This window comes from Nocardia sp. CA-129566, from assembly GCF_050956075.1.
Classification (GTDB): Bacteria; Actinomycetota; Actinomycetes; order Mycobacteriales; family Mycobacteriaceae; genus Nocardia.
The window spans coordinates 3621032-3643230 of the sequence record NZ_CP192085.1; the positions used below are offsets into that span (position 1 = coordinate 3621032).

Below are 22199 nucleotides of genomic sequence, written 5' to 3' on the forward strand. Positions count from 1 at the left end.
TGTTGCGGGGCGGGGGTTCCGGAGCGCTGGGCGCGAGTGCGCCCAGCGCCGCAGGACTAGGAGGCGGACAGGGTGCCGCCGGTGAGTGCCCGGTAGGCGTAGGTGACCGCGATCGTGCACACCGGTCCGGCGACCAGCAGGCCGAAGCCGCACAGCAGCGTGGCGACAAAGGTGATCACCAGGACCGCCAGGGCGAGTAGCAGCACCTGCCCGATATTGGCGATGACCAGGGTGGCGCTGGACTTGATCGCGGCGAACGGGCCCTGTTCCTGATCGACGACGAAATGCAGTGCGAACATGCACAGGAACCCGGCGATCAGGCCGGGCACGAAGCACAGTGCCGCGCCGATCCAAGTGAGTGCGAAGGCGAGCAGGGCTGTCAAGAGGACATTGCCCGCGTTCACGAAATGAAAGTAGGACGCGAAAGTCGGTTTGTTGCCGTCGGTTTCGTAGAGGGCACCCCGGATCATGGCGGCCTGCAGCAGCCAGATCGCGACCATCACCGCCAAGAAGACCAGCAGCAGGCTGAACAGCGAATTCGGTTGGACCGCCTGGACGATGAGCACGAAGGCGAGGTAGATGATCACGCCGAGCGCCGTGACCGCCAGCCAGGGACCGAAATTCGCGCGGAATTTCTCCCAGCCGTAGCTCAGCGCATTGCCGACGTCGAGGCTGATCGGGACACCCGGGGCGGATTGGTAGCCGTAGGTCGGTGCGTCGGGGTGGAAGTCGGGTGGCATTGCGCCGGGCGGCATCGTGCCGGGTGGCATTGTGCCGGGTTGCGTTGCGCCGGGAGGCATCGTGCCGGGTTGCATCGTGCCGGGTTGCGTTGCGCCGGGTTGCGTTGCGCCGGGAGGCATTGCGCCCGGAGGCGTTGCGCCCGGAGGCGTTGCGCCGGGTTGTATCGTGCCGGGTTGCGTTGCGCCGGGAGGCATTGCGCCGGGAGGCATTGCGCCCGGAGGCATTGCGCCCGGAGGCGTTGCGCCGGGAGGCGTTGCGCCGGGAGGCATTGTGCCGGGTTGCATCGCGCCAGGCGGCATTGTGCCGGGCTGCATTGTGCCGGGCTGCATCGCGCCGGGAGGTACGGTGCCGGGCTTGTCCAAGCTGGGAGCCGCGCCGGTCGGTGTGGCGCTGCTCGGCATTGCACCAGGCGGCATCGTTCCTGGCGCTGGTGCAGGACCGGTTCCCGGCGGACCGTAGCTGGGCTGTCCCGATTGCGTGGGAGCGCCAACCGGCGGTGGCGGCTGCACCGGTTCGCTGCCGTATTGCGCCGCCCCGGGTCCCTCGAACTGTGGGGACCCGGCGGGTCCCGCCATCTCGTGTCTGCTATGGTCGGTGGCCGGTTCCGTCGGTTGCGGGTTCGCACTTTCGTGCTGCCCCGGTCGCGCGGTGAACTGTTCGCCAATACCGCGCTCGGGCGCGCCGCCACTTTCCTCGGGCGCGCCGCCACTTTCCTCGGGCGAGCCAGTTGGTTCGTTCGGGTGGGACGACGGGGTGTCGGCCATTATCTGCAGACCTTTCGACGCAACTGGTTTGCGGTGTGGCGCACGGCAGTTGACGATGAGAAAACCGGACAGCCGCAATGGTGTCAAGCAAGCAGCGCCCCGTCCGCAACCTTGACGCAGACACGCCGAACGACGCGGAAAGGTTGTGTAACCGCTCGCTAGAAGTGACCCGGTGCGAGTAGCTTGAGTAGCGATGACCGCACTATTGGCCGAACGCGCCGCCGAAGTCGTGTCCGCAGCACAACAGTTGCTCACAAAGCGAATGGGTGCTCCGGTAAAGCTGAGCGATCCGATGGAACTCAGCGGTAGTGGTAGGACGACGGTCCTACGCGTGCGTGTTTCGGAGAACGCCTTCTCCCTACCCCGGACGCTCATCGTCAAGCAGGTGCGCGGATCCGCGGCGGACCGCACGACCGGTGGTCTGGCGCCCGGTGTCGCCAGCATCGATTCCGCATTCCTGCGCGAGGCCGTGTCCTATCAGTTCACCACCGCGCTCAGCCGCGAACAGCGACCCGGCGCATACCTGATCGCGCACAGTCTCCCGGATCGGCTGCTCGTGCTGAGCGATCTCGGTGACAACTCCCGGATGACGCAGGTGCTGCAATCCGGTGCGGAACCGGTGACGCGCAATGGGTTGATGGCATTCGCGCAGGCGCTGGGTCGGATGCATGCGGCGACCGTCGGGCGCGAAGCTGATTTCGTCGCGCTGCTGCGCCGGGTGGATGTGGTGCATCGGGTCGATGGCATCGCACAGCAGGCCGAGGCCGCGATCTCCGAGGTGCCCGGTATGTTGCAGCGTGAACTCGGCATCGAGGTGCCCGGCGAGATCGCCGAGCGGATCGTCCGAGGCAATCGGCTGTTCTCCGCCGGACGCTTCCGTGCGTTCAGCCCGTCCGATCTGTGTCCCGACAACGTGATCCTCAATGAGGAGGGCGCGCGCTTCCTGGACTACGAATGGGGCGGCTACCGCGATGCCACCCTGGATATCGCGTATGCCCTGGTGTCCTGCCCCGGTTGCCTCTGCGACTTCGAGCTGTCCCGCGAACGCGCCAAGCAGATGGTGGAGGCGTGGCGCGCGGAGGTCGTCGGCGTCTGGCCCGCACTGGCCGATGACGCCGTCCTCGCCGAACGAATCCTGGAGGCCCGCCTCATCTGGGTGTGGCTGACCACCTACTGGTTCCTGCCCGCGGACCACACCCGCATCGCCTCCGCCCGTGAGCACGGCCTGTCCGTCCCGCGCTCGGAAGCCCTGATCAACCGCTGGGCCGCGCTGGCCGAGGATGCGCGCTGCACCGGCGACGACGCGGTCGGTGATTTCGCCGAGGATGTGTCGGCGATGCTCGAAGAGCGTTGGGCGGAATAGGGTTTCGCGCTCGTCGGCTCAGGGGTTGAGTTCGGCGAGGCGGGATTCCAGATAGGCCCGTTCTACCGTGTTCTCGGTCAGGAACAGGGCTGATTCGTAGGCTCGGGCGGCTTCGGTGGTGCGGCCCAGTTGGGTGAGGAAGGCGGCACGGGAGGCCTCCAGGTAGCCGTAGGTGGCCAGGGCAGGTTCGCTGGCGAGGGCGTCGAGTAGGGCGAGTCCACGCGCGGGGCTACCGGAAAGGCCAACGGCCACAGCGTAATTGAGGCGGGCGACCGGTGCGGGCCAGATGCGCAGCAGTAGCGCGTAGAGGCCGGTGATCTCGCGCCAGTCGGTCTGTTCCCAGGAGGGGGACTCATCGTGGACGGCCGCGATGGCGGCCTGCAGGGTGTATCGATCGGTATGTGGCAGAGCGCTTTTCACCAAGGCGATGCCTTCGGCGATGGCCGCTCGGTCCCAGCGTGAGCGGTCCTGATGTTCGAGGGTGCAGAGTCGGCCGTCGGCGTCCAGCCGAGCGGCACGCCGCGCGTCGGTCAGCAGGATAAGGGCCAGTAGGCCGGTCACGGACGGGTCGTCGGGGACCAGCGTGTGCATCATGCGCGCGACCTGGAGTGCTCGTTCGACGAGATCGGGACGGACCAGCGTATCGCCCGACGGGGCGGTGTGACCGGTGGTGAACAGCAGGTGAATGACCGCGCAGATGGCATCGAGCCGGTCGGGAAGTTCGCGAACCGAGGGCACCCGGTAGGGAATGCGCGCCACCGCGATCTTCTTCTTGGCACGGGTGATTCGGGCCGCCATGGTCGATTCGCTGGTGAGGAAGGCACGGGCGACCTCGGCGGTGGTGACGCCGCAGACGAGGCGCAGGGTCAGCGCCACCTGGGCTTCGCGGGCAAGGGCGGGGTGGCAGCAGGTGCTGATCAAGCGCAACCGGTCGTCGGGGATAGCGGCGGCCGAGTCGAGTTCGGCCAGCGCCAGATCGGCGGTGTCGTCTTCGGTCTGGTCGGTGACCAGTTCGGGCAGGGTGCGTCGCATGGTCGAATCGCGGCGCAGCAGATCCAGGCCGCGCCGTCGGGCGACGGTGGTGAGCCAGGCGCCGGGCTTGGCGGGGACGCCGTGCTGGGCCCACTCGGTGAGCGCGCGCGTATAGGCGTCCTGAACGCATTCCTCGGCGAGATCGAAGTCGCGGACGAGCCGCACCGTCGCGGCGAGCACGAAGGCCCATTCGCGACGGTGCGCTTGCTCGACGGCCGCGGCGGCACGGTCGGCCGCATCGGTGTCGATCGGCATCGGAGCAGTCGAAGGTGATCAGTCGAAGGTCATGATCGGCCGCACCTCGACGCCGCCGAACCGGGCGGGTACCTGCTTGGCCACTGCGATCGCGGCGTCCAGATCGGCGGCCTCGATCAGGTAGTAGCCGCCGAGGGCCTCCTTCGCCTCGGCGAACGGCGCGTCGGTCACGGTGAAATCGCCGTTGTCGTTCTGACGAATCGAGGTGGCGGTGGGGGTGGGCTGCAGTGCGTTGCCGCCCTTGACCGCATTGCCCGCGATCTCCTGGAAGGCCACGTGCGCCTGGTAGACCTCGCCGAGAACCTGCTCCGATGCGCCCGCGTATGCGCTCTCGTCCTCGTAAATCAGTACCAAGTACTGGCTCATGATCTCGCTCCTTCGGGTTCCGGCGACCCGCCGATCGGGCCGTCGTATTCGTTCCGACGAGCGAGCTCGACGGAAATCGACAACCTGTCGCGAGAAATTCTGCTCCCGAAATGTGTCGGGCGTATCGAAAGCGCTGACGCGGGTCCGTGGGCGGCTCAGTTGGGGCTCGGTACGTCGAGCCCGTGAGCGCCCCGATCTGGTCGACGCAGCGAAAGCGGTGGTCCGTGCATCTGGCAACCTTTCGCGCGGAACTGCGCGCTCGGGCCGATCGAGGCCAGGCGCTACCGGGCCACCGGTCCCGGGCGCGGCTCGACCCGGCCACCGGACCGCACGGCGAACGAAGCGCCATGGCGGACACCGGAATTCGGATCGGCGATATCGGTGACATAGAACCAGTCCATTTGGGCCTGGGCCGGGGTGACCTCCAAGACCCCGTACCCGTGCGATTCCATCTCGACGTACCGCAGATGCCGGTTGACGCCCTTGACGGATTCCTCGACCGGCACCGCGACCGTGCGCGGCGGAGCTTTGAGCAGTTCGCCCAGGCTCGACGAGGTGACCGACGGGACGACGAATTCCGCGCCGACGGTCGGTCCGGCCGGATAGTTCGCCGGGTCGACGGGCAGGTCGGCGGCCCAGGAGGAGTGGATATCGCCGGTCAGGAAGACGACGTCGCCGACTTGCTGGTCGATGATCGACTGGAACAGCGTGCGGCGGTCCGCGGTGTAGCCGTCCCACTGGTCGCCATTGGCCGGAATGCCGGATTGCGGCACACCCATCATGGTCGTGATGGCCTGAGTGGTGGCCGGTTCCAGCGGCGGGAATACCAGCGGCGCGATCATCACCGAATTGCCGACGAGCTTCCACTGCACCGGTGCGGACGCCAAACCGCTGGTGAGCCAATCCATTTGGGCCTTGCCGGTAATCGTGCGGGCCGGGTTGTCGACCTCGCGCCAGCCCGCGACCGGTTTGACTTCCTGATCGCGATAGCTGCGTAGGTCGAGCATGGACAGCTCGGCCAAATCGCCGAAACGCAGTCTCCGGTAGATCTGGACGTCGGCGCCCGGGCTGGTCGCGCGGACGGGCATCCATTCGAGATATGCGCGGGCAGAGGCGGCGCGGCGGGACTGCCAGTCGCCCTCGGTGGCCGGATCGTGGTTATTGGCACCGCCGGACCAGGCGTTATCGGCGAACTCATGGTCGTCCCAGGTGCAGATGAACGGCACTCGCGCATGCAATGCGCGCAGGTCAGGATCGGTTTTGTACTGCGCGTGCCGAATCCGATAGTCGGCCAGCGTGACGATCTCGTTGGCGGGTTCGTGCGGGCGAACCGCGCCGTTGCGCCCGCCGTATTTGCCCTGTCCATATTCGTAGATGTAGTCGCCGAGGTGCACGATCGCGTCCAGGTCGGTGCGGTTCGCGAGATGCCGGTAGGCGCCGAAGTATCCGGCCTCCCAGTTCGAGCACGACACCACGCCGAAGCGCAGGCGGTCGACCTGTGTCGAGGTGGCCGGGGCGGTACGGGTCCGGCCGATAGGGGAGTGCACGCCGAATGCGGTGAAGCGGTAGAAATAGCCGCTGCCGGGCTGCAGGTCGGTCACATCGATCTTGACCGTGTGATCGGATTCGGTTGTGGCCGTGGCGATTCCGGATGCCGTGACCGAGGTGAAGCGTTCGTCGGCAGCGATCTCCCAGCGCACCGCCGCCGCTGCGCCGACGCTGGAACCGGGCGTCGCGTCATCGGAGACTGTGACGCGGGTCCAGATGATCACCCCGTTCGGCAGCGGATCGCCGGAAGCGACGCCGTGGCGGAATACCGGCCCCTCCGCTCGCCCGGGTGCGGTGGTCAACAGTGTGGTGGCGGTCGCCGCGGCCCCGCCCTTCAGCAGGGTGCGTCGAGCGAACGGCCCGAGGGGCAAAGAATCTGGAACGACGACGTTTTCGGCCACGAATGTCGATCACAGCCGATCCATTTGCCACAGGCAAATCGGGACTGATCCCGTACCGCTCGGTCTCTGCCGGTGGACTGCGACGACGGTGGCGCAGCGGCGTCCGCGCCCGCAGCGCGGGGAGGTGTCGGTCCCGCTCGGTAACGTGCTCGGTGTGAGCGACGGCTTATTCGACGTGCCCGGTGACGATGCGCCGACGGGGTACTCCATCGACAGTGTCGTGCGCCGCGATGCCGGTGCGCCGCTCGCGGTGCGGATGCGGCCAGCGACATTGGACGAGGTGGTCGGGCAACAGCATCTGCTCGGGCCGGGATCGCCGCTACGGCGATTGATCGAGGGTTCGGGCGCGGCGTCGGTGTTGCTGTACGGACCGCCAGGAACCGGCAAGACGACGCTGGCCTCGCTGATCTCGCAGGCCACCGGCCGCCGCTTCGAGGCGCTGTCGGCATTGTCGGCGGGGGTCAAGGAGGTGCGCGCGGTCATCGATGTGGCCCGCCGTCGCCTCAGTGTCGGCGAACAGACCGTGCTGTTCATCGATGAGGTGCACCGCTTCTCCAAGACCCAGCAGGACGCGCTGCTCGCCGCGGTGGAGAACCGGATCGTGCTGCTGGTCGGCGCGACGACCGAGAATCCATCGTTCTCGGTGGTATCACCGTTGCTGTCGCGCTCGCTGGTATTGCAGCTGCAATCGCTCACCGCGGCCGATATCCGGGCAGTGCTCGATCGCGCGCTGGCGGACCCACGTGGCTATGACGGGGCTTACACGGTGACCGAGGCCGCGCTGGAGCACATCGTGCGGATCGCGGGCGGTGACGCGCGCCGGGCATTGACCGCCTTGGAGGCGTCGGCGGAATCCTCACTGGACGGCACCGTCGACGTGGATCTCGTCGAGGCCAGCGTGGACAAGGCCGCGGTCCGCTACGACCGCGCGGGCGATCAGCACTACGACGTGGTGAGCGCGTTCATCAAATCCATTCGCGGTTCGGATGTCGATGCGGCCCTGCACTATCTGGCCCGGATGCTCAGTGCGGGGGAGGATCCCCGCTTCATCGCCCGCCGCCTGGTGATCTCGGCCAGCGAGGATATCGGCATGGCCGATCCGATGGCGCTGCAGACGGCGGTCGCGGCCGCGCATGTCGTTCAGCTCATCGGTATGCCAGAGGCCCAATTGACCTTGACCCACGCGACGATTCATCTGGCCACCGCCCCGAAATCCGGTGCGGTCCCGGCCGCCCTCGGTGCCGCCCTCGCCGATATCTCGGCGGGCAAGGCGGGCGTGGTACCCCCGCACCTGCGCGACGGCCACTACGCCGGAGCCGCCGCCCTCGGCAATGCCAAGGGCTACAAGTACCCGCACGACGACCCGGACGGCGTACTGGCCCAGCAGTATCCCCCCGACGAAATCGTCGGCCGCGACTACTACACCCCGACCGGCCACGGCGTAGAACGCGATATCCAACGCCGAGTCGAGAAGCTGCGCCGAATCGTTCGCGGACGTTGACCGCGAATTCCCGGCCATCAGCGCGGCGGCGATCCCGGGACCGGGTCGATGGTGGCGGCACCGACCCCGGTCGCTGAAAAAACGGATGCGGGACACCGGTAGGCTGGATATTTGTGCAGACCCACGAGATCCGACGGCGATTCCTGGACCATTTTGTCCGTGCCGGACACACCGAGGTGCCCAGTGCCTCGCTGATCCTGGCCGACCCGACCCTGCTGTTCGTCAACGCAGGCATGGTTCAGTTCAAGCCGTACTTCTTGGGCCAAGAGGCGCCGCCCTTCCCGCGCGCGACCAGTGTGCAGAAATGCGTCCGCACCGGCGATATCGAAGAGGTCGGTGTCACCACGCGGCACAACACCTTCTTCCAGATGGCGGGCAACTTCTCCTTCGGTGACTACTTCAAGGAGGGGGCCATCACCCTCGCCTGGGAGTTGATCACCAACTCCCAAGAGGACGGCGGCTACGGCTTCGATCCCGAGCGGATCTGGGTGACCGCCTACGAATCCGATCCCGAGGCCGCCGAGATCTGGCACCGCGTCGCGGGTATCCCGAAGGAGCGGATCCAGTTCCGCGACGGTAAGGACAACTACTGGGATATGGGCGTGCCCGGTCCCGGCGGACCGTGTTCGGAGATCTACTATGACCGCGGCCCCGAATACGGCAAGGACGGCGGTCCGGTCGCCGACGAGGATCGCTACCTGGAGATCTGGAACCTGGTCTTCATGCAGGACATCCGCGGCGAGCAGAGCCCCAAACTGGGCCACCCGCCGATCGGATCGCTGCCCAAGAAGAACATCGATACCGGCATGGGCGTCGAGCGCATCGCGCTGCTGCTGCAGGGTGTCGACAACGTCTACGAGACCGATCTGCTGCGCCCGATCATCGATAAGGCCGAAGAGCTGACCGGCCGGTCCTACGGTGTCGAACATGAGGACGACCGGCGCTTCCGCGTCATCGCCGACCACGCGCGCACCTCGGCCATGCTGATCGCCGATGGCGTCAACCCGGGTAATGAGGGCCGCGGCTATGTGCTGCGCCGCCTGTTGCGCCGGATCGTGCGCTCGGCCCGGCTGCTGGGCGCGGAGAAGCCGGTGATCGGCGAGTTCATGAAGGTCGTCAGCGAGTTGATGTCGCCGTCGTATCCGGAGCTGGCCACCGACTTCGCGCGGATCGAGAACGTCGCGGTGGGTGAGGAGGCGGCGTTCCTCAAGACCCTCAACACCGGCTCCCGGTTGTTCGCCGAGGCCGTCGACGAGGTCGCGGCCACGGGCGGTAAGACGATTCCGGGTTCGGACGCCTTCAAACTGCACGACACCTACGGCTTCCCGATCGAGCTGACGCTGGAGATGGCGGCCGAGGCGGGACTGTCGGTCGACGAGGAGGGCTTCCGCTCGCTCATGGCCGAGCAGCGGAAGATGGCCAAGGAGGATGCGCAGGCGCGCAAACACGGACACGCCGACCTGACCATCTACAAGGAACTGGTCGACCGCGGCGCGACGGAATTCACCGGCTTCGACGAGCTGACCTCCGAGGCGCATGTGCTCGCGCTCATCGCCGACGGCGTCCGGGTGCCGACCGCGACCATCGGTCAGGACGTCGAGGTCATCCTGGACCGCAGCCCGCTCTACGCGGAGTCCGGCGGCCAGATCGCCGATCGCGGCACCATTACCGCCCAGGGGCTCAAGCTGCGCGTCAACGATGTGCAGAAGATCGCCAAGAAGCTGTGGGTGCACAAGACCACCGTCGAGCAGGGGCAGATCACCGAGGGCGATGTCGTCCTCGCGCAAGCGGATCCGGCGTGGCGGCGCGGTGCCACCCAGGGCCACTCCGGCACGCATATGGTGCACGCCGCGCTGCGGCAGGTGCTCGGCCCGAACGCCGTGCAGGCCGGTTCGATGAACAAGCCGGGCTATCTGCGTTTCGACTTCAACTGGCAGGGGCAGCTCTCCGAACAGCAGAAGGCCGATATCGAGGCCGTCTCCAATGACGCGGTGGGCGCCGACTTCCCGGTGAACACCTTCGTCACCGATCTGCCCAAGGCCAAGCAGATGGGCGCGCTGGCGCTGTTCGGCGAGAACTACGGCGACGAGGTGCGTGTCGTCGAGATCGGTGGACCGTTCTCGATGGAGCTGTGCGGTGGTACGCATGTACAGCATTCCTCGCAGATCGGCCCGATCACCGTGCTCGGCGAATCCGCCATCGGTTCGGGCAAGCGACGGGTGGAGGCCTTCGTCGGCCTGGACTCCTACCAGTACCTGGCCAAGGAGCGCGCACTGCTGGCCGGTGTCGCGTCCTCGCTGAAGGTGCCCTCGGAGGAGGTGCCCGCGCGCGTCGAGCAGCTCGTGGAGCGGCTGAAGGTGGCCGAGAAGGAACTGGAGCGCACCAAGATCGCCGCGGTGCTCGCCTCGGCCGGCAAGTTCGTGGACGAGGCCGAGCGCGTCGGCAGTGTGCTCCTGGTGGCCGCCGCCGCGCCCGAGGGCGTCGCCGCTGGTGACCTGCGCACCTTGGCCACCGATATCCGTGGCCGGTTCGGCAGCGACCCGGCGGTGGTGGTGCTGCTCGGCAATGCCGACGGCAAGGTGCCGTTCGTGGTGACGGTCAATAAGAGCGCGCAGGACCTCGGCTACAAGGCCGGTGATCTGGTCGCCAGCTTCGGCCCGAGTATCGCGGGTCGCGGCGGCGGCAAGCCGGAGATGGCGCAGGGCGCCGGTTCGGATCCCGCGGGTATCGAAGTCGGCCTGGCCGCGGTCCGTGCCCGGGTGGCCGAACTGGCCGGGTGATGGGGGACTCGGAGAGTCATCATTCGTCGGAGGCGCGCTCCGCTGATCCGGAGGGCGCTTCGCGTGGGGCTGGTCCGAAGGGCGCTTCGGGTCGGGGCGCCGACCGCCCGTCACCCGCGACCGATCCCGGTCGCGGCAGGCGGATCGGCATCGATGTCGGCAGCGTCCGGATCGGGGTCGCCTCCAGCGACCCGGACGGTGTGCTCGCCACCCCCGTGGAGACGGTGCCGCGAGCGAAGCCGGATAGGCGCGCATCCGGTCCGGCAAGCGATATTTCCAGAATTGCCGAAATTGTGCGGGAGTACGAGGCCGTCGAGGTAATCGTCGGCCTGCCTCGGACATTGCGTGGGGAAAAAGGCACTGCTGCCGGTTTGGCGATCGCATTCGCGGAGCGTTTGCGCGCAGTCATAGCACCTGTGCCTATCCGACTTTCCGACGAACGTTTGACTACGGTGTCAGCTGCACGTGCATTGCGGGACAGTGGTGTTCGCGCGCGTGGCCAGCGGCAGGTGATCGATCAGGCGGCGGCCGTGGCGATCCTGCAGGGATGGTTGGACGAACGGAGTGCGGTGTTGAGGTCGGCCGAAGCGGCGTCTGAGTCCGGAGACGATGCATGACGGATCGATGGACGCGAGCCGAGGAACGGTTCCGACAGCGCGAGGCTGATCGGCGTTACCGGCGAAACGACCAAGCCTGGGAAGACTACGACGACGACACCAACGTCATCCCGCGCTACACCGACGAGGATCCGGACGAACCGCTCCCGGCCGAGCATTCGCGGCACGCGGCGCCGCAGCGCGCCGAGCACGGGGAACCGCGGCGGGGCCGCGCTGCGAGTGCCAAGGGTGCTGAGGACGCGCAGCCCCGGCGCTCGCGCGGCGACGGGTTGGGCGGCGGTCGGGCCGGTGGTGGTCCCGCTCGGTCCGGGCGGCCCCGGACCGAGCGCGGCGGGAGCCGTGCTGAGCAACGCCGTTCGGAGTCCCGCTCGGAGCGTCAGCGCAGCGCGCCGTCGCGTGGCCGGCGCTCGCGGGCGGCCTCACGCAAGGCCGCCGAGCGCAAGAAGCGCCGCCGGTATCTGTGGTTCATCGGCGCGATGTTCGTGGTGCTATTCGTCGGCGCCGCGGTGTTCGCGGGGCTGAAGCTGGCCAAAATGTTCGGCGCGCCAGAGGATTTCGCGGGTCCGGTGGGACCGCTGGTAGTGGTGCAGGTGCATCCGGGTGACACCTCGAACCAGATCGCGGACGCAATGCTGAAGAAGGGCGTCGTCGCGAGCAGCGAGGCATTCTTTCAAGCGGCCGTGCGCAATACGAATATGAACGCGGTGCAGCCCGGGTACTACGCGATCCCGAGTCACAGCCCGGCCGCGCAGGCGGTGACGGCGCTGCTCGGCAAGGATTCACGGGTCGGCAATCTGGTCGTCTCCGAGGGCAGGCAGCTGCACGATCAGCAGGATGTGAATACCGGCTCTCGCAAGGAGGGCATCTACCGCAAGATCGCGGATGCCAGCTGCGTGGGCACCAGCACGAATAAAAAGTGCATTACCTATGAACAGCTCGACGCCGCCGGATCGGGCGCGGATCTGGCCGCCCTCGGCGTGCCGAGCTGGGCCGAACAGCGGGTGCGTGATGTGCCCGACCGCAGCAGGCAGCTCGAGGGGCTGATCGCCGCTGGTACTTGGGATTTCGATCCGAGCGGCACACCGCAGCAGATCCTGCAGCAACTGGTGAGTGCGAGCGCGCGCAGTTACGAGTCGACCGGATTGCTGCAGTCGGGCGGCGAAACGAAGCTGAATCCGTATCAGACCCTGATCGCGGCTTCGCTGGTGGAACGCGAGGCGCTGCCGCAGGATATGGGCAAGGTGGCGCGGGTGATCGTGAACCGGCTCGAGGTCAACCAGCCACTGCAGTTCGACTCGACGGTGAACTACGCGCTGGACCGCACCGAGGTGGCGACCACCGATGCCGACCGCGGCAAGCGGACCCCGTGGAATACCTACGCCATGCCAGGGCTGCCCGCTACGCCGATCTCGGCGCCGTCACTGAACGCCTTGCGCGCCGTGGAGAATCCGGAGCCGGGGACCTGGCTGTACTTCGTGACCATCGACAAGCAGGGGACCACATTGTTTACCGAGAGCTACAGCGAACATCTGCGCAATATCGAAAAGGCCAGGCAGAGCGGGATTCTCGACAGTGGACGGTAAAGGGAGCGGCCAGCGCAAGGCGGCGGTGCTCGGGCAGCCGATCGCACATTCGCGCTCGCCGCAGCTGCATCTGGCCGCATACCGCGCGCTCGGTCTCGACTGGACCTATGAGCGGATCGAGTGTTCGGCCGAGGAGCTGCCGGGCTTGGTCGACGGACTCGGTCCCGAATGGGTCGGACTTTCGGTGACCATGCCGGGCAAGGAGGCCGCACTGGCGTACGCGAGCGAGCGAACCGAGCGGGCCGTGCTGGTCGGGTCGGCGAATACGCTGGTTCGCATCGACGCCGGTGCGAGCGCGGCGGTTTCGGCAGAGGCACCGGCCAGCGGCGGCTGGCGTGCCGATTGCACCGATGTGGACGGAGTGCTCGGCGCGTTGCGCAGTGGTGGTGTCGGCGAACTCACCGAGGCTGTAGTGCTCGGTGCGGGCGGCACCGCGCGCCCGGCGCTACTGGCGTTGTCCGAACTCGGCACGAAGGCGGTGACCGTCGTCGCGCGGGATGCGGGAAGGGCACGCGGGGCTATCGATCTCGCGGAACGTCTCGGCATGACCGCCACCATGATCGCCTTCGACCCCGGCCCGTTGCGCGCGGTGTGCACCGAGGCGGGCGCCGTGGTGAGCACGATTCCGGCGGAGGCCGCGGCCGTGGTCGCCGAGGCGGTGGCCACCGCACCGGTGGTGCTCGACGCGATCTACAACCCGTGGCCGACCCCGCTGGCCGTCGCGGTCGCGCGGGCGGGAAACACCGTGGTGAGTGGGCTGGAGATGCTGCTGCACCAGGCCTACGGGCAGGTCGAGCAGTTCACCGGCCGCCCCGCGCCGCGCGCGGAAATGGCCGCGGCGATACATCTGTAACCGGTTCTCATTTGGATCCGGCCGAGTCGAGGCTATGGTGTTGACCATGAATGGTTGGGTGTTGCGGGCCATAGTGCTCGGTGCGCTGGTCGTCTTCCTGCGTGCCGTGCTGGGATTCGCGATGGTGTACTGGCCGACCCAGGGCAGTTGGATGCGGCCGCTGTGCCTGGTCGTGCTGCTGCTGGCAGTCGTGTTCTGGGGCGTGCTGGACGGACGCAAGGACCGTGAGGTCCATCCGGACCCCGAGCACGGCTCGGATCTGACCATCCTGTGGCTGAAGACGGCGGTCGCCGCTGGCCTCGGCAGTGGCCTGGTCTCCTGGCTGCTGGACTGGCTGCCCAAGTTCGATCTCGGTGATAACGGCCTGCTCTTCGAGCTGACCGCGGGCGCCTCCTTCATCGTCCTGCTGGTCTTCATCCCGGGCCTCATCGGCGTCGGCATCGGCCGCATAATTGCCGACCGTCGGCTGAACAAGTCGGTGAACCCGCACACACCGCAGGTGCCGGGGTCGGCAGCGAACCCCGTATAGCCCGCTCGCGAATTCGACCGAAGGCGACCTCCTGGCCGATACGGCCAGGAGGTCGCCTTCGCTCTGTGACTAGAGGAGGATGACGCCGCTGCTGGGGCTGTCCTCGCGGGCGATCGCCGAGTAGGCAGCCGCGAGCAGGGTGGGGTCGGGCCCCTCGAGACGGCCGGGTTTGGCGAGGCCGTCGAGGACGACGAAGCGCAGAACGCCGGAGCGGGTCTTCTTATCGGTCTGCATGGCGTCCAGGAGCTGGGGCAGGGCGTCGGCATCGTAGCTGGTGGGCAGGCCGACGCTGGCCAGGATGGTGCGGTGGCGGTCGGCGGTCGCATCATCGAGCCGACCGGCGAGGCGGCCGAGTTCGGCGGCGAAGACCAGACCGACCGAGACGGCCGCGCCGTGGCGCCACCGGTAGCGCTCGCGGCGCTCGATGGCGTGGCCGAGGGTGTGGCCGTAATTGAGGATCTCGCGCAGACTGGCTTCCTTGAGATCGGCGGCGACCACATCGGCCTTCACCTGGATCGCGCGGCGGATCAGCTCGGGCAGTACGTCACCGGTCGGATCGAGGGCCGCCTCCGGATCGCGCTCCACCAACTCCAGGATCACCGGGTCCGCGATGAAACCGGCCTTGATGATCTCGGCCATACCCGCGACGATCTCATTGCGCGGCACCGTCTCCAGGGTCGCCAGATCCACCAGCACCGCCGCCGGTTCGTGGAAGCTGCCGACGAGATTCTTGCCCGCCTCGGTATTGATGCCGGTCTTACCGCCGACGGCCGCGTCGACCATGGCCAGCAGCGTGGTCGGCACATGCACGATCCGCACCCCGCGCATCCAGGTGGCGGCCACGAATCCGGCCAGATCGGTGGCCGCACCGCCGCCGAGGCTCACCACGACATCGTTGCGGGTCAGGCCGATGCGGCCGAGCACCTCCCAGCAGAAGCCCGCAACGGCCAGATCCTTACCCGCTTCGGCGTCCGGGATCTCGACGCGGTGCGCGTCGATCCCCTTGTCGGCCAACGCCTTCCGGACCACCTCGGCGGTCTCGGCCAGCGGTGGCTGATGGAAGATGGCGACGGTGCGCACGCCGGTGGTCGCGCCAGCGACCGAGTCGACGAGCTCGGCGAGCAGGCCACGGCCGATGATCACCGGATACGGGTCGGCGGTGCGGACTTCGATGCGAGTCGGCTCGGCTGGGCTTTCACTCACGGGTACTCGGCTCCGATTCTGTGCGTGCTGTTTGGTTGAGCGCTCGCGCGCGGGCGCGGCGGGCCCGGGTGCGCCGGGACCGGCTGCCGGGGGTCGGCGCATCACCGGGTCCTTCGGAGCCGGAGGGGCCATTGGAGATTTTGCCGGTGGGCTTGGTCCGGTCGCTCGTCGCGGTGGTGATCTTGGCCCGTTCCGCGGCCGTTGGTTCGTTGGCATCGGCCTGTACGGCTGCCCGGCGCCGGGCGGCGGCACGACGGCGGGCCGCGCGGCGGGCCCGTGACCTGCTGCTGCCCTGGGGCTTTGCGGCTTGGGTCGATGCGCCCGCGGCATTTTGCGCGGTATCCGACGTGGTGCCGATCGAATCGGGCTCCGCATCTTGCGGCAGCACCGATTCCATGCCCAGCTTGGCCATGATCATCCGCACCACCCGGCCCGGACTGCGGCCGTCGGTGCGCACCCGCACCGTGGCGACCTCCCGGTACAGCGGCCTGCGCTTGCGCATCAGCTCGCGGTACTTCGCACCCGGATCCGCACCGTTGAGCAGCGGCCGCTGAGTACTCGCGCCGGTGCGCCGAAGTCCTTCGGCCACACTGATTTCCAGATACACCACGGTGCGATTGCGCAGCAGCGCCCTGGTGTCATTGGACAGCACGGCCCCGCCACCGAGCGAAACCACGCCGCGTTCGGCGAGGATGGCGCGCCGCACCACCCGCTCCTCGATCCTGCGGAATTCGGGCTCGCCGTCCTCGGCGAAGATCTCCGGGATGGTGCGCCCGGTCTCGCGCTCGATCCCGGCATCGGTGTCGTACAGTTCGACACCGAGTTCCCTGGCGAGCTTGCGGCCGATCGTCGATTTCCCCGCCCCCGGCGGTCCGACCAGCACCACGCGCGGTGCGCGCGGATCGGACTGCACGATCATTGCGGCACGTGTGGTCGGGTGCTGACGCGCTTGACGTAGCTGGTGATGTTGTCGGTGGTCTCGACCAGCGAATCGCCGCCGAACTTCTCCAACGCGGCCTGCGCCACGACCAGCGCGACCATGGACTCGGCGACCACGCCCGCGGCGGGCACGGCACAGACGTCGGAACGCTGGTGGATGGCGACGGCCTCCTCGCCGGTGGTCATATCGACCGTGGACAACGCGCGCGGCACCGTCGAGATGGGCTTCATCGCGGCGCGCACGCGTAGCGGTTCGCCATTGGTCATGCCGCCTTCCAGACCGCCCGCGCGGTTGGTCGAGCGCAGCACACCATCGGGTCCCGGCCGCATCTCATCGTGGGCCTGGCTGCCGCGGCGGCGCGCGGTTTCGAAGCCGTCGCCGACCTCGACGCCCTTGATCGCCTGAATGCCCATGAGCGCGCCCGCGAGTCGCGAATCGAGCCGGTCCGGACCGCTGATGAAGGAACCGAGTCCGACGGGCAGCCCGTCCACGACCACCTCGACGACGCCGCCGAGGGTGTCACCGTCCTTCTTGGCGGCCTCGATCTCGGCGATCATCGCGGCCTCGGCGTCCTTGTCGAACGCACGCACCGGACTGTCATCGATCGCGGCCAGGTCGGCGGGGGTCGGCACCAGGCCGGTGGTGTTGGCGGCGGTACCGATCGAGACCACGTGCGAGACGACCTCCACACCGAAGGCCTGCCGCAGGAAGTTCCTGGCGACGGTGCCCGCCGCGACACGCGCGGCGGTCTCGCGAGCGCTGGCCCGCTCCAACACATTGCGGGCGTCGTCGAAGTTGTACTTGAGCATGCCGGAGTAGTCGGCATGGCCAGGCCGGGGCCGGGTCAGCGGCGCGTTGCGGGCCAGATCGGCGAGTTCGCTCTCGTCGACCGGGTCCGCGGACATCACCGTCGTCCACTTCGACCATTCGGAGTTCGCGATCTCGATGGCCACCGGGCCGCCCATGGTGCGCCCGTGGCGCACCCCGCCGACCACGGTGACCTTGTCGGCCTCGAACTTCATCCGGGCGCCGCGCCCGTACCCGAGTCGACGACGCGCCAACTGTGCGGAGATCTCCTCCGATGTCACCTCGACACCGGCCACCATCCCCTCGAGGATGGTGACGAGAGCGGGACCATGGGATTCTCCGGCAGTTATCCAGCGCAGCACGTCGTCCATCTTCCCATGTCGGCGCGGGTGCTCCGGCACGCGGCCCGGCGTGATGACCGGCACGCTCGCGCGGCCTGCGCCATGGGATCGGCTAGCCATGTGCCGCCGCCAGGCTCAGCACCGTCGCCAGGCACATGGCAGGGCCATGGGGCAGCGCCTGTGGTCCGGCTCGATCGTCGCCGGACCGAATCCGCCGCAGGCCCAGCACGGCCAGTCCGAATGCCGCGGTGAGGACCGGGGCCGCCATGGCCGCTCGGACCCATACCTGTGCACCGCCGAGCGCGGCGATCGCGCCCAGTCCTACGGCGAGTTTCACATCCCCTGCCCCGAGCGCACCGGGTGTGATCAAGTGCACCAAGAGATATGGCATCGCGAGCAGGACAGCACCGACTGCCGCTGCTGTGAATTGTGTTGTGAACAGCGCATATCCGAAGATGATCACGGCGCCGGACGCGGTGAGCGCATTGGGCAGGCGGCGCTGCCGGAGATCGACTGCGGTCAGGGCCGCACACCAGGCCACCAGCAGGGCGAATGCGATGGGAGACATAGCTTCCAGCCTCGTCTCCAGCGCCCGTCGATTCAGCCCCGATCTTCGGATTGGGGATAACCGATCGATATGTGAACATCGATCGACTCGCTCGGCAGTGGCTATCGATAGGCCGGAGGAAGCGGAAGACCCTTCTCCTGAAGCACTTCTCGCATGACATCCGGATAGTCGGTGATGACGCCGTCGACGCCGGTATCGATCTGGGCCGCGATGGTGGCCTTATCGTTCACCGTCCAGGGAATCACCCGCAGACCGAGGCGGTGGGCGTTGTCGACATAGCTCCGGTCGGCAATGAGGGCGAATCCGGGCTCGTCTGCCTTCTTGCCGTAGGGAACCGAATATCCGGGCGAGACGATATCCGCGCCGAGAGCCCGCACCGCAGCGAGCGGATCCCCAGGGTGATCCTCGTAGCGAACCGGTCCGAGCCAGCGCGAGCCGGCGACGAAGGTGGTGTCGTCATAGAGCGCGACGAGCGGCACCGACGGCGCCGCCTTGCGCACCAGCGGCAGGGTGCGCCAGTCGAAGCTCTGGATCTCCACCGCATCGGTCTTTCCCGCCTGCGCGACCGCGCCGAGGATGGTGTCGACGAACTCCTGCGGCGTAGCAGACTGTTCGGTCTTATCGGCCTCGACCTTGGTTTCGATATTGAAACGCACCCCGTCCGCGCCGTGGGCGCTAACCAGGTCGAACAGCTGGGGCAGTGTGGCGATCCGGTTGCCGGGAACCGCTTGCTGGCGCGGAAAATTCGGCAATGTTCGGCTGCCGCAGTCCAGGGTCTGGGTCTGGGCGTAGGTGAGATCGTGAATCACCTTGCCCACGTAAGGGAATTGCGGGTCGTCGGGGAAGGCGGGGGCGGTGTCGGTGCATTTGTCCGCGAGCACCACCGGGTCGTGCCAGATGAGTGGCGTCTTGTCGGCGGTGAGCACGATATCGAGTTCGAGGGTGGTCACGCCGAGCCGCAGCGCCTTGGCGAAGCCGTCGAGCGATTCCTCGATGGTGAGGCCACGTCCGCCGCGGTGCGCCTGCAGGTCGATCGCGGTGGGTGTGCCGTGCTCGGTGGTCTGTGTGGTCCGCGCGGACGAGTCGCAGGACGCGAGTGCGCCGATCGCGAGCATGGCCGCGATGGCGGAAATCAGCTCGCGTCGCATCCGCGTGGTCGTCGACATAGCCCGAACGTAGCAATCGGAGCTGTCGGAGCGGCTTCGGGACGGGACACTATGCCGAATACGTCGGGTATGGCACGGTTCATGCCGGTGTTTTATGCGGAGTCCACGGCGTGTCGGCGGTAGTTTTGACACATGTCTGCTGATCCTGCGGGCCGTGGGCCCGACTACGCGGCGCGCCGTGGTGCACTGCGGAGTCTGCTGGTGGAAAACGAGGTCGATGCACTGCTGGTCACCGATCTGGTGAACATCAGGTACCTGACCGGTTTCACCGGGTCCAATGCCACCCTGGTGGTGACCTCGTGGGATATGCGTAATGCCGAGGACCGCACGGTGATCGGGACCGACGGGCGCTACCTGAGCCAGGTTGCCGAGCAGGTGCCGGACCTGCGCGCCGAAATCGCCAGGGCCACCGCCCGGCGCATCGTGGAGCTCGCGGGGGAGTGGCAGCTCGGCCGGGTCGGCTTCGAGAGTCACGTTGTCACGGTCGACCAGCACCGAGGATTCATCGAGCAGAAGACCGGTTTGGAGTTCGTCGCCACGCCGGGGCTCGTCGAACAGTTGCGCATGGTCAAGGATGCCTACGAGATCGAGCAATTGCGCGCCGCCTGCGCCGCGGGTGACGCCGGGTTGGCGAACCTGCTGGAACGCGGTGGCCTGCGTCCCGGCCGCACCGAACGTCAGGTCGCCAGGGACCTGGAGTGGGCGATGTTCGAACACGGCGCCGACGCGGTCGCCTTCGAGACCATCGTGGCGACCGGTGCGAATTCCGCGATTCCGCATCATCGGCCCACCGACGCGGTGCTCGCCATCGGTGACTTCGTCAAGATCGACTTCGGCGCGGTGGTCGGTGGCTACCACTCCGATATGACCCGCACCTTTGTGCTCGGCGCCGCCTCCGACTGGCATCGCGAGGTGTACGCGCTGGTCGAGGCGGCCCAACGGGCCGGACGCGAGGCACTCGAGCCAGGCGCGCAGGTCACCGACGTGGATGCGGCGGCACGCGCGGTGATCGAGGAAGCCGGGCACGGGAAGCTGTTCGTGCACGGTCTCGGGCACGGTGTCGGACTGCAGATCCACGAAGCGCCGGGAATCGCCAAAACCGGAACCGGTACACTTCTGTCTGGCGTGGCGGTGACCGTCGAACCAGGTGTGTACTTCCCCGGCCGCGGCGGCGTCCGGATCGAGGACACGCTCGTGGTGCGCGAGGGGGGCCCGGATCTGCTCACCAACACCAGCAAAGACCTGACCGTCGTCGACTGACGCCGGTTGCCTGAACATTCATGAACTAGGAGATCCGAGAACAGTGGCGGACACCAGCGACTTCAAGAACGGCCTCGTGCTGAAGATCGACGGTCAGCTTCAGCAGATCATCGAATTCCAGCATGTCAAGCCGGGTAAAGGCCCTGCATTCGTGCGGACCAAGCTGAAGAACGTGCTGTCCGGCAAGGTCGTCGACAAGACCTTCAACGCGGGCGTCAAGGTGGAGACCGCCACCGTCGACCGTCGCGATATGACCTACCTGTACCACGACGGCACGGATTACGTCTTCATGGACGGCGAGACCTTCGACCAGATCTCCATCGGCGAGGACACCATCGGTCCCGGCGCCCGCTTCCTGCTGGAGAACATGGTCGTGCAGGTCGCCACCCATGAGGGTGCGCCGCTCTACGTCGAACTTCCGGTCACCGTCGAGCTCGAGGTGCAGCACACCGATATCGGCCTGCAGGGCGACCGCTCGACCGGCGGCACCAAGCCCGCCACCCTGGAGACCGGCGCCGAGGTGCAGGTCCCGCTGTTCATCAACACCGGTGACAAGCTGCGCATCGACTCGCGCGACGGCAGCTACCTCGGCCGAGTCAACGCCTGATCGCCCCTCCAGGCAAACAGGGATAATGACTGCTGTGGCAGAACAGCCCGTAGACAAGAAATCCACGTTCAAGAAGCTCGGCGCGCGCCACAAGGCCCGCCGCCGGGCGGTCGATCTGCTCTTCGAGGCGGAAGCGCGCGACGTGGACGCCGCCGACCTGCTCAGCGAGCGGGCCGAGCTGGCCACCCAGGATCAGGCGGTCGCCCCGGTGCACGCCTACACCCGAACCCTGGTCGAGGGCGTCGCCGACGATCTGGATCGGGTGGACGGCACCATCGAGTCCTACCTCAAGGATTGGGAGCTGTCCCGGCTGCCCGCCGTCGACCGGGCCATTCTGCGCATCGCGGTGTGGGAGTTGTTCCACGCCAACGATGTTCCGCCGGTCGTCGCCGTCGACGAGGCGGTCGAGCTGGCCAAGGAGCTGTCCACCGACGATTCGCCGGGATTCGTCAACGGTGTGCTCGGCCAGGTCGTGCTGGTGGCCCCGCAGGTGCGCGCCGCCGCCGCGGCGACCAGGGCGCCGCGTTCGGAGCCACAGGCGTGACCAACAAGTACCTGGTGATGGCGATGCGCAAGCCAACCTTCGACCCGGCCGCCATCGAACCGCACCGGCAGTTCCTCAACGAACTGTTGGAGCGTGGGCAGTTGGTGGAGAGCGGACGTTTCACCGATGGCACCGGCGGTGCCTACGTGATCCTCGCCGAAAGTTTGGCAGCCGCCCGCGAGATCGCGTTCACCGACCCGGTGCACACCACCGGGTCGTCGGAGCTCACCGTGTACGAGTGGGAGATCGCCGTCTCCGCTTGATCGTCACTCGCACAGCCGCGCACCGAGATGGTGTGCGGCTGTTGACGTTTCCGGACACACACGGGCTGGGTGCCCACCCCCGCTCCCACTGGTGGGTGTACCGGCCCAAGTGGGAGCGAACCGCGAGCCATCGACGCTGACCGGTTCGCGGATTCGGGTGTGCCGGG

The 22199-nt window shown here is 67.6% G+C and carries 19 protein-coding genes and 1 pseudogene; 11 read left to right on the forward strand and 9 right to left on the reverse strand.

Translation table 11 applies throughout. The annotated features are described in order from the left end of the window. Positions 1 to 56 precede the first annotated feature (56 nt). A complete protein-coding gene (locus tag ACQP0C_RS15675; protein WP_433733624.1) occupies positions 57 to 770 on the reverse strand; it encodes a hypothetical protein in 714 nt (237 codons plus the stop codon). A gap of 928 nt (positions 771 to 1698) precedes the next feature. Between ACQP0C_RS15675 and ACQP0C_RS15680 the strand changes: the two genes are divergently transcribed. Then, positions 1699 to 2868: a phosphotransferase family protein gene (locus tag ACQP0C_RS15680; protein WP_433684310.1), complete on the forward strand. Its 1170-nt coding sequence runs from the start codon at positions 1699 to 1701 to the stop codon at positions 2866 to 2868. An 18-nt stretch (positions 2869 to 2886) separates the two neighbouring features. Here ACQP0C_RS15680 and ACQP0C_RS15685 read toward each other — a convergent pair whose 3' ends face one another. From ACQP0C_RS15685 to ACQP0C_RS15695, 3 genes are all read right to left on the reverse strand, one after another. After that, positions 2887 to 4155, reverse strand: a complete 1269-nt coding sequence (locus ACQP0C_RS15685; protein ID WP_433733625.1) for an RNA polymerase sigma factor — start codon at positions 4153 to 4155, stop codon at positions 2887 to 2889. Positions 4156 to 4173: 18 nt separating this feature from the next. Then, positions 4174 to 4521 (reverse strand): YciI family protein, encoded by a 348-nt coding sequence (locus ACQP0C_RS15690; protein ID WP_433733626.1) that lies wholly within the window; start codon positions 4519 to 4521, stop codon positions 4174 to 4176. A 281-nt stretch (positions 4522 to 4802) separates the two neighbouring features. Beyond that, positions 4803 to 6470 (reverse strand): alkaline phosphatase D family protein, encoded by a 1668-nt coding sequence (locus ACQP0C_RS15695; RefSeq protein ID WP_433733627.1) that lies wholly within the window; start codon positions 6468 to 6470, stop codon positions 4803 to 4805. A gap of 154 nt (positions 6471 to 6624) precedes the next feature. Between ACQP0C_RS15695 and ACQP0C_RS15700 the strand changes: the two genes are divergently transcribed. From ACQP0C_RS15700 to ACQP0C_RS15725, 6 genes are all read left to right on the forward strand, one after another. Beyond that, entirely contained in the window at positions 6625 to 7971 is a 1347-nt protein-coding gene (locus ACQP0C_RS15700; RefSeq protein ID WP_433733628.1) for a replication-associated recombination protein A, read from the forward strand. Positions 7972 to 8084: 113 nt separating this feature from the next. Beyond that, on the forward strand, positions 8085 to 10751 hold the full coding sequence (gene alaS / locus ACQP0C_RS15705; protein WP_433733629.1) for an alanine--tRNA ligase: 2667 nt from the start codon (positions 8085 to 8087) through the stop codon (positions 10749 to 10751). Next, entirely contained in the window at positions 10751 to 11368 is a 618-nt protein-coding gene (gene ruvX / locus ACQP0C_RS15710; RefSeq protein WP_433734562.1) for a Holliday junction resolvase RuvX, read from the forward strand. The genes alaS and ruvX overlap by 1 nt, the downstream gene beginning before the upstream one ends. After that, positions 11365 to 12951 (forward strand): endolytic transglycosylase MltG, encoded by a 1587-nt coding sequence (locus ACQP0C_RS15715; RefSeq protein WP_433733630.1) that lies wholly within the window; start codon positions 11365 to 11367, stop codon positions 12949 to 12951. Before ruvX ends, ACQP0C_RS15715 begins: the two co-directional genes overlap by 4 nt. After that, positions 12941 to 13804: a shikimate dehydrogenase gene (locus tag ACQP0C_RS15720; RefSeq protein ID WP_433733631.1), complete on the forward strand. Its 864-nt coding sequence runs from the start codon at positions 12941 to 12943 to the stop codon at positions 13802 to 13804. The genes ACQP0C_RS15715 and ACQP0C_RS15720 overlap by 11 nt, the downstream gene beginning before the upstream one ends. Positions 13805 to 13850: 46 nt before the next feature. Next, the gene (locus ACQP0C_RS15725; RefSeq protein WP_433733632.1) at positions 13851 to 14333 is read left to right on the forward strand and encodes a B-4DMT family transporter; all 483 of its coding nucleotides are present in this window, start codon (positions 13851 to 13853) and stop codon (positions 14331 to 14333) included. A 69-nt stretch (positions 14334 to 14402) separates the two neighbouring features. On the opposite strand, the gene aroB is transcribed toward ACQP0C_RS15725, so the two are convergent. The 5 genes and pseudogenes from aroB to ACQP0C_RS15750 all read right to left on the reverse strand — a co-directional run bounded on the left by aroB (position 14403) and on the right by ACQP0C_RS15750 (position 19325). Beyond that, positions 14403 to 15536, reverse strand: a complete 1134-nt coding sequence (aroB, locus tag ACQP0C_RS15730; protein WP_433733633.1) for a 3-dehydroquinate synthase — start codon at positions 15534 to 15536, stop codon at positions 14403 to 14405. Between the two features lie 400 nt (positions 15537 to 15936). After that, a pseudogene (locus ACQP0C_RS15735) lies at positions 15937 to 16455 on the reverse strand (shikimate kinase); the annotation flags it as partial. Beyond that, positions 16452 to 17645 (reverse strand): chorismate synthase, encoded by a 1194-nt coding sequence (gene aroC / locus ACQP0C_RS15740; RefSeq protein WP_433734563.1) that lies wholly within the window; start codon positions 17643 to 17645, stop codon positions 16452 to 16454. The gene aroC and the pseudogene ACQP0C_RS15735, both read right to left, overlap by 4 nt. A 91-nt stretch (positions 17646 to 17736) precedes the next feature. Then, the gene (locus tag ACQP0C_RS15745) at positions 17737 to 18192 is read right to left on the reverse strand and encodes a prepilin peptidase (protein ID WP_433733634.1); all 456 of its coding nucleotides are present in this window, start codon (positions 18190 to 18192) and stop codon (positions 17737 to 17739) included. 101 nt (positions 18193 to 18293) lie between these two features. Then, positions 18294 to 19325 (reverse strand): glycerophosphodiester phosphodiesterase, encoded by a 1032-nt coding sequence (locus ACQP0C_RS15750; protein ID WP_433734564.1) that lies wholly within the window; start codon positions 19323 to 19325, stop codon positions 18294 to 18296. Positions 19326 to 19490: 165 nt separating this feature from the next. Between ACQP0C_RS15750 and ACQP0C_RS15755 the strand changes: the two genes are divergently transcribed. The 4 genes from ACQP0C_RS15755 to ACQP0C_RS15770 are packed head-to-tail and all read left to right on the forward strand — an operon-like array spanning position 19491 to position 22032. After that, positions 19491 to 20618, forward strand: coding sequence for a M24 family metallopeptidase (locus ACQP0C_RS15755; RefSeq protein WP_433733635.1), 1128 nt, complete (start codon positions 19491 to 19493; stop codon positions 20616 to 20618). A gap of 43 nt (positions 20619 to 20661) precedes the next feature. Next, positions 20662 to 21225: an elongation factor P gene (gene efp, locus ACQP0C_RS15760; RefSeq protein ID WP_433733636.1), complete on the forward strand. Its 564-nt coding sequence runs from the start codon at positions 20662 to 20664 to the stop codon at positions 21223 to 21225. Positions 21226 to 21259: 34 nt separating this feature from the next. Next, the gene (nusB, locus tag ACQP0C_RS15765) at positions 21260 to 21769 is read left to right on the forward strand and encodes a transcription antitermination factor NusB (protein WP_433684323.1); all 510 of its coding nucleotides are present in this window, start codon (positions 21260 to 21262) and stop codon (positions 21767 to 21769) included. Continuing rightward, positions 21766 to 22032: a YciI family protein gene (locus tag ACQP0C_RS15770; RefSeq protein WP_433733637.1), complete on the forward strand. Its 267-nt coding sequence runs from the start codon at positions 21766 to 21768 to the stop codon at positions 22030 to 22032. Before nusB ends, ACQP0C_RS15770 begins: the two co-directional genes overlap by 4 nt. The last annotated feature ends 167 nt before the right edge of the window (positions 22033 to 22199 follow it).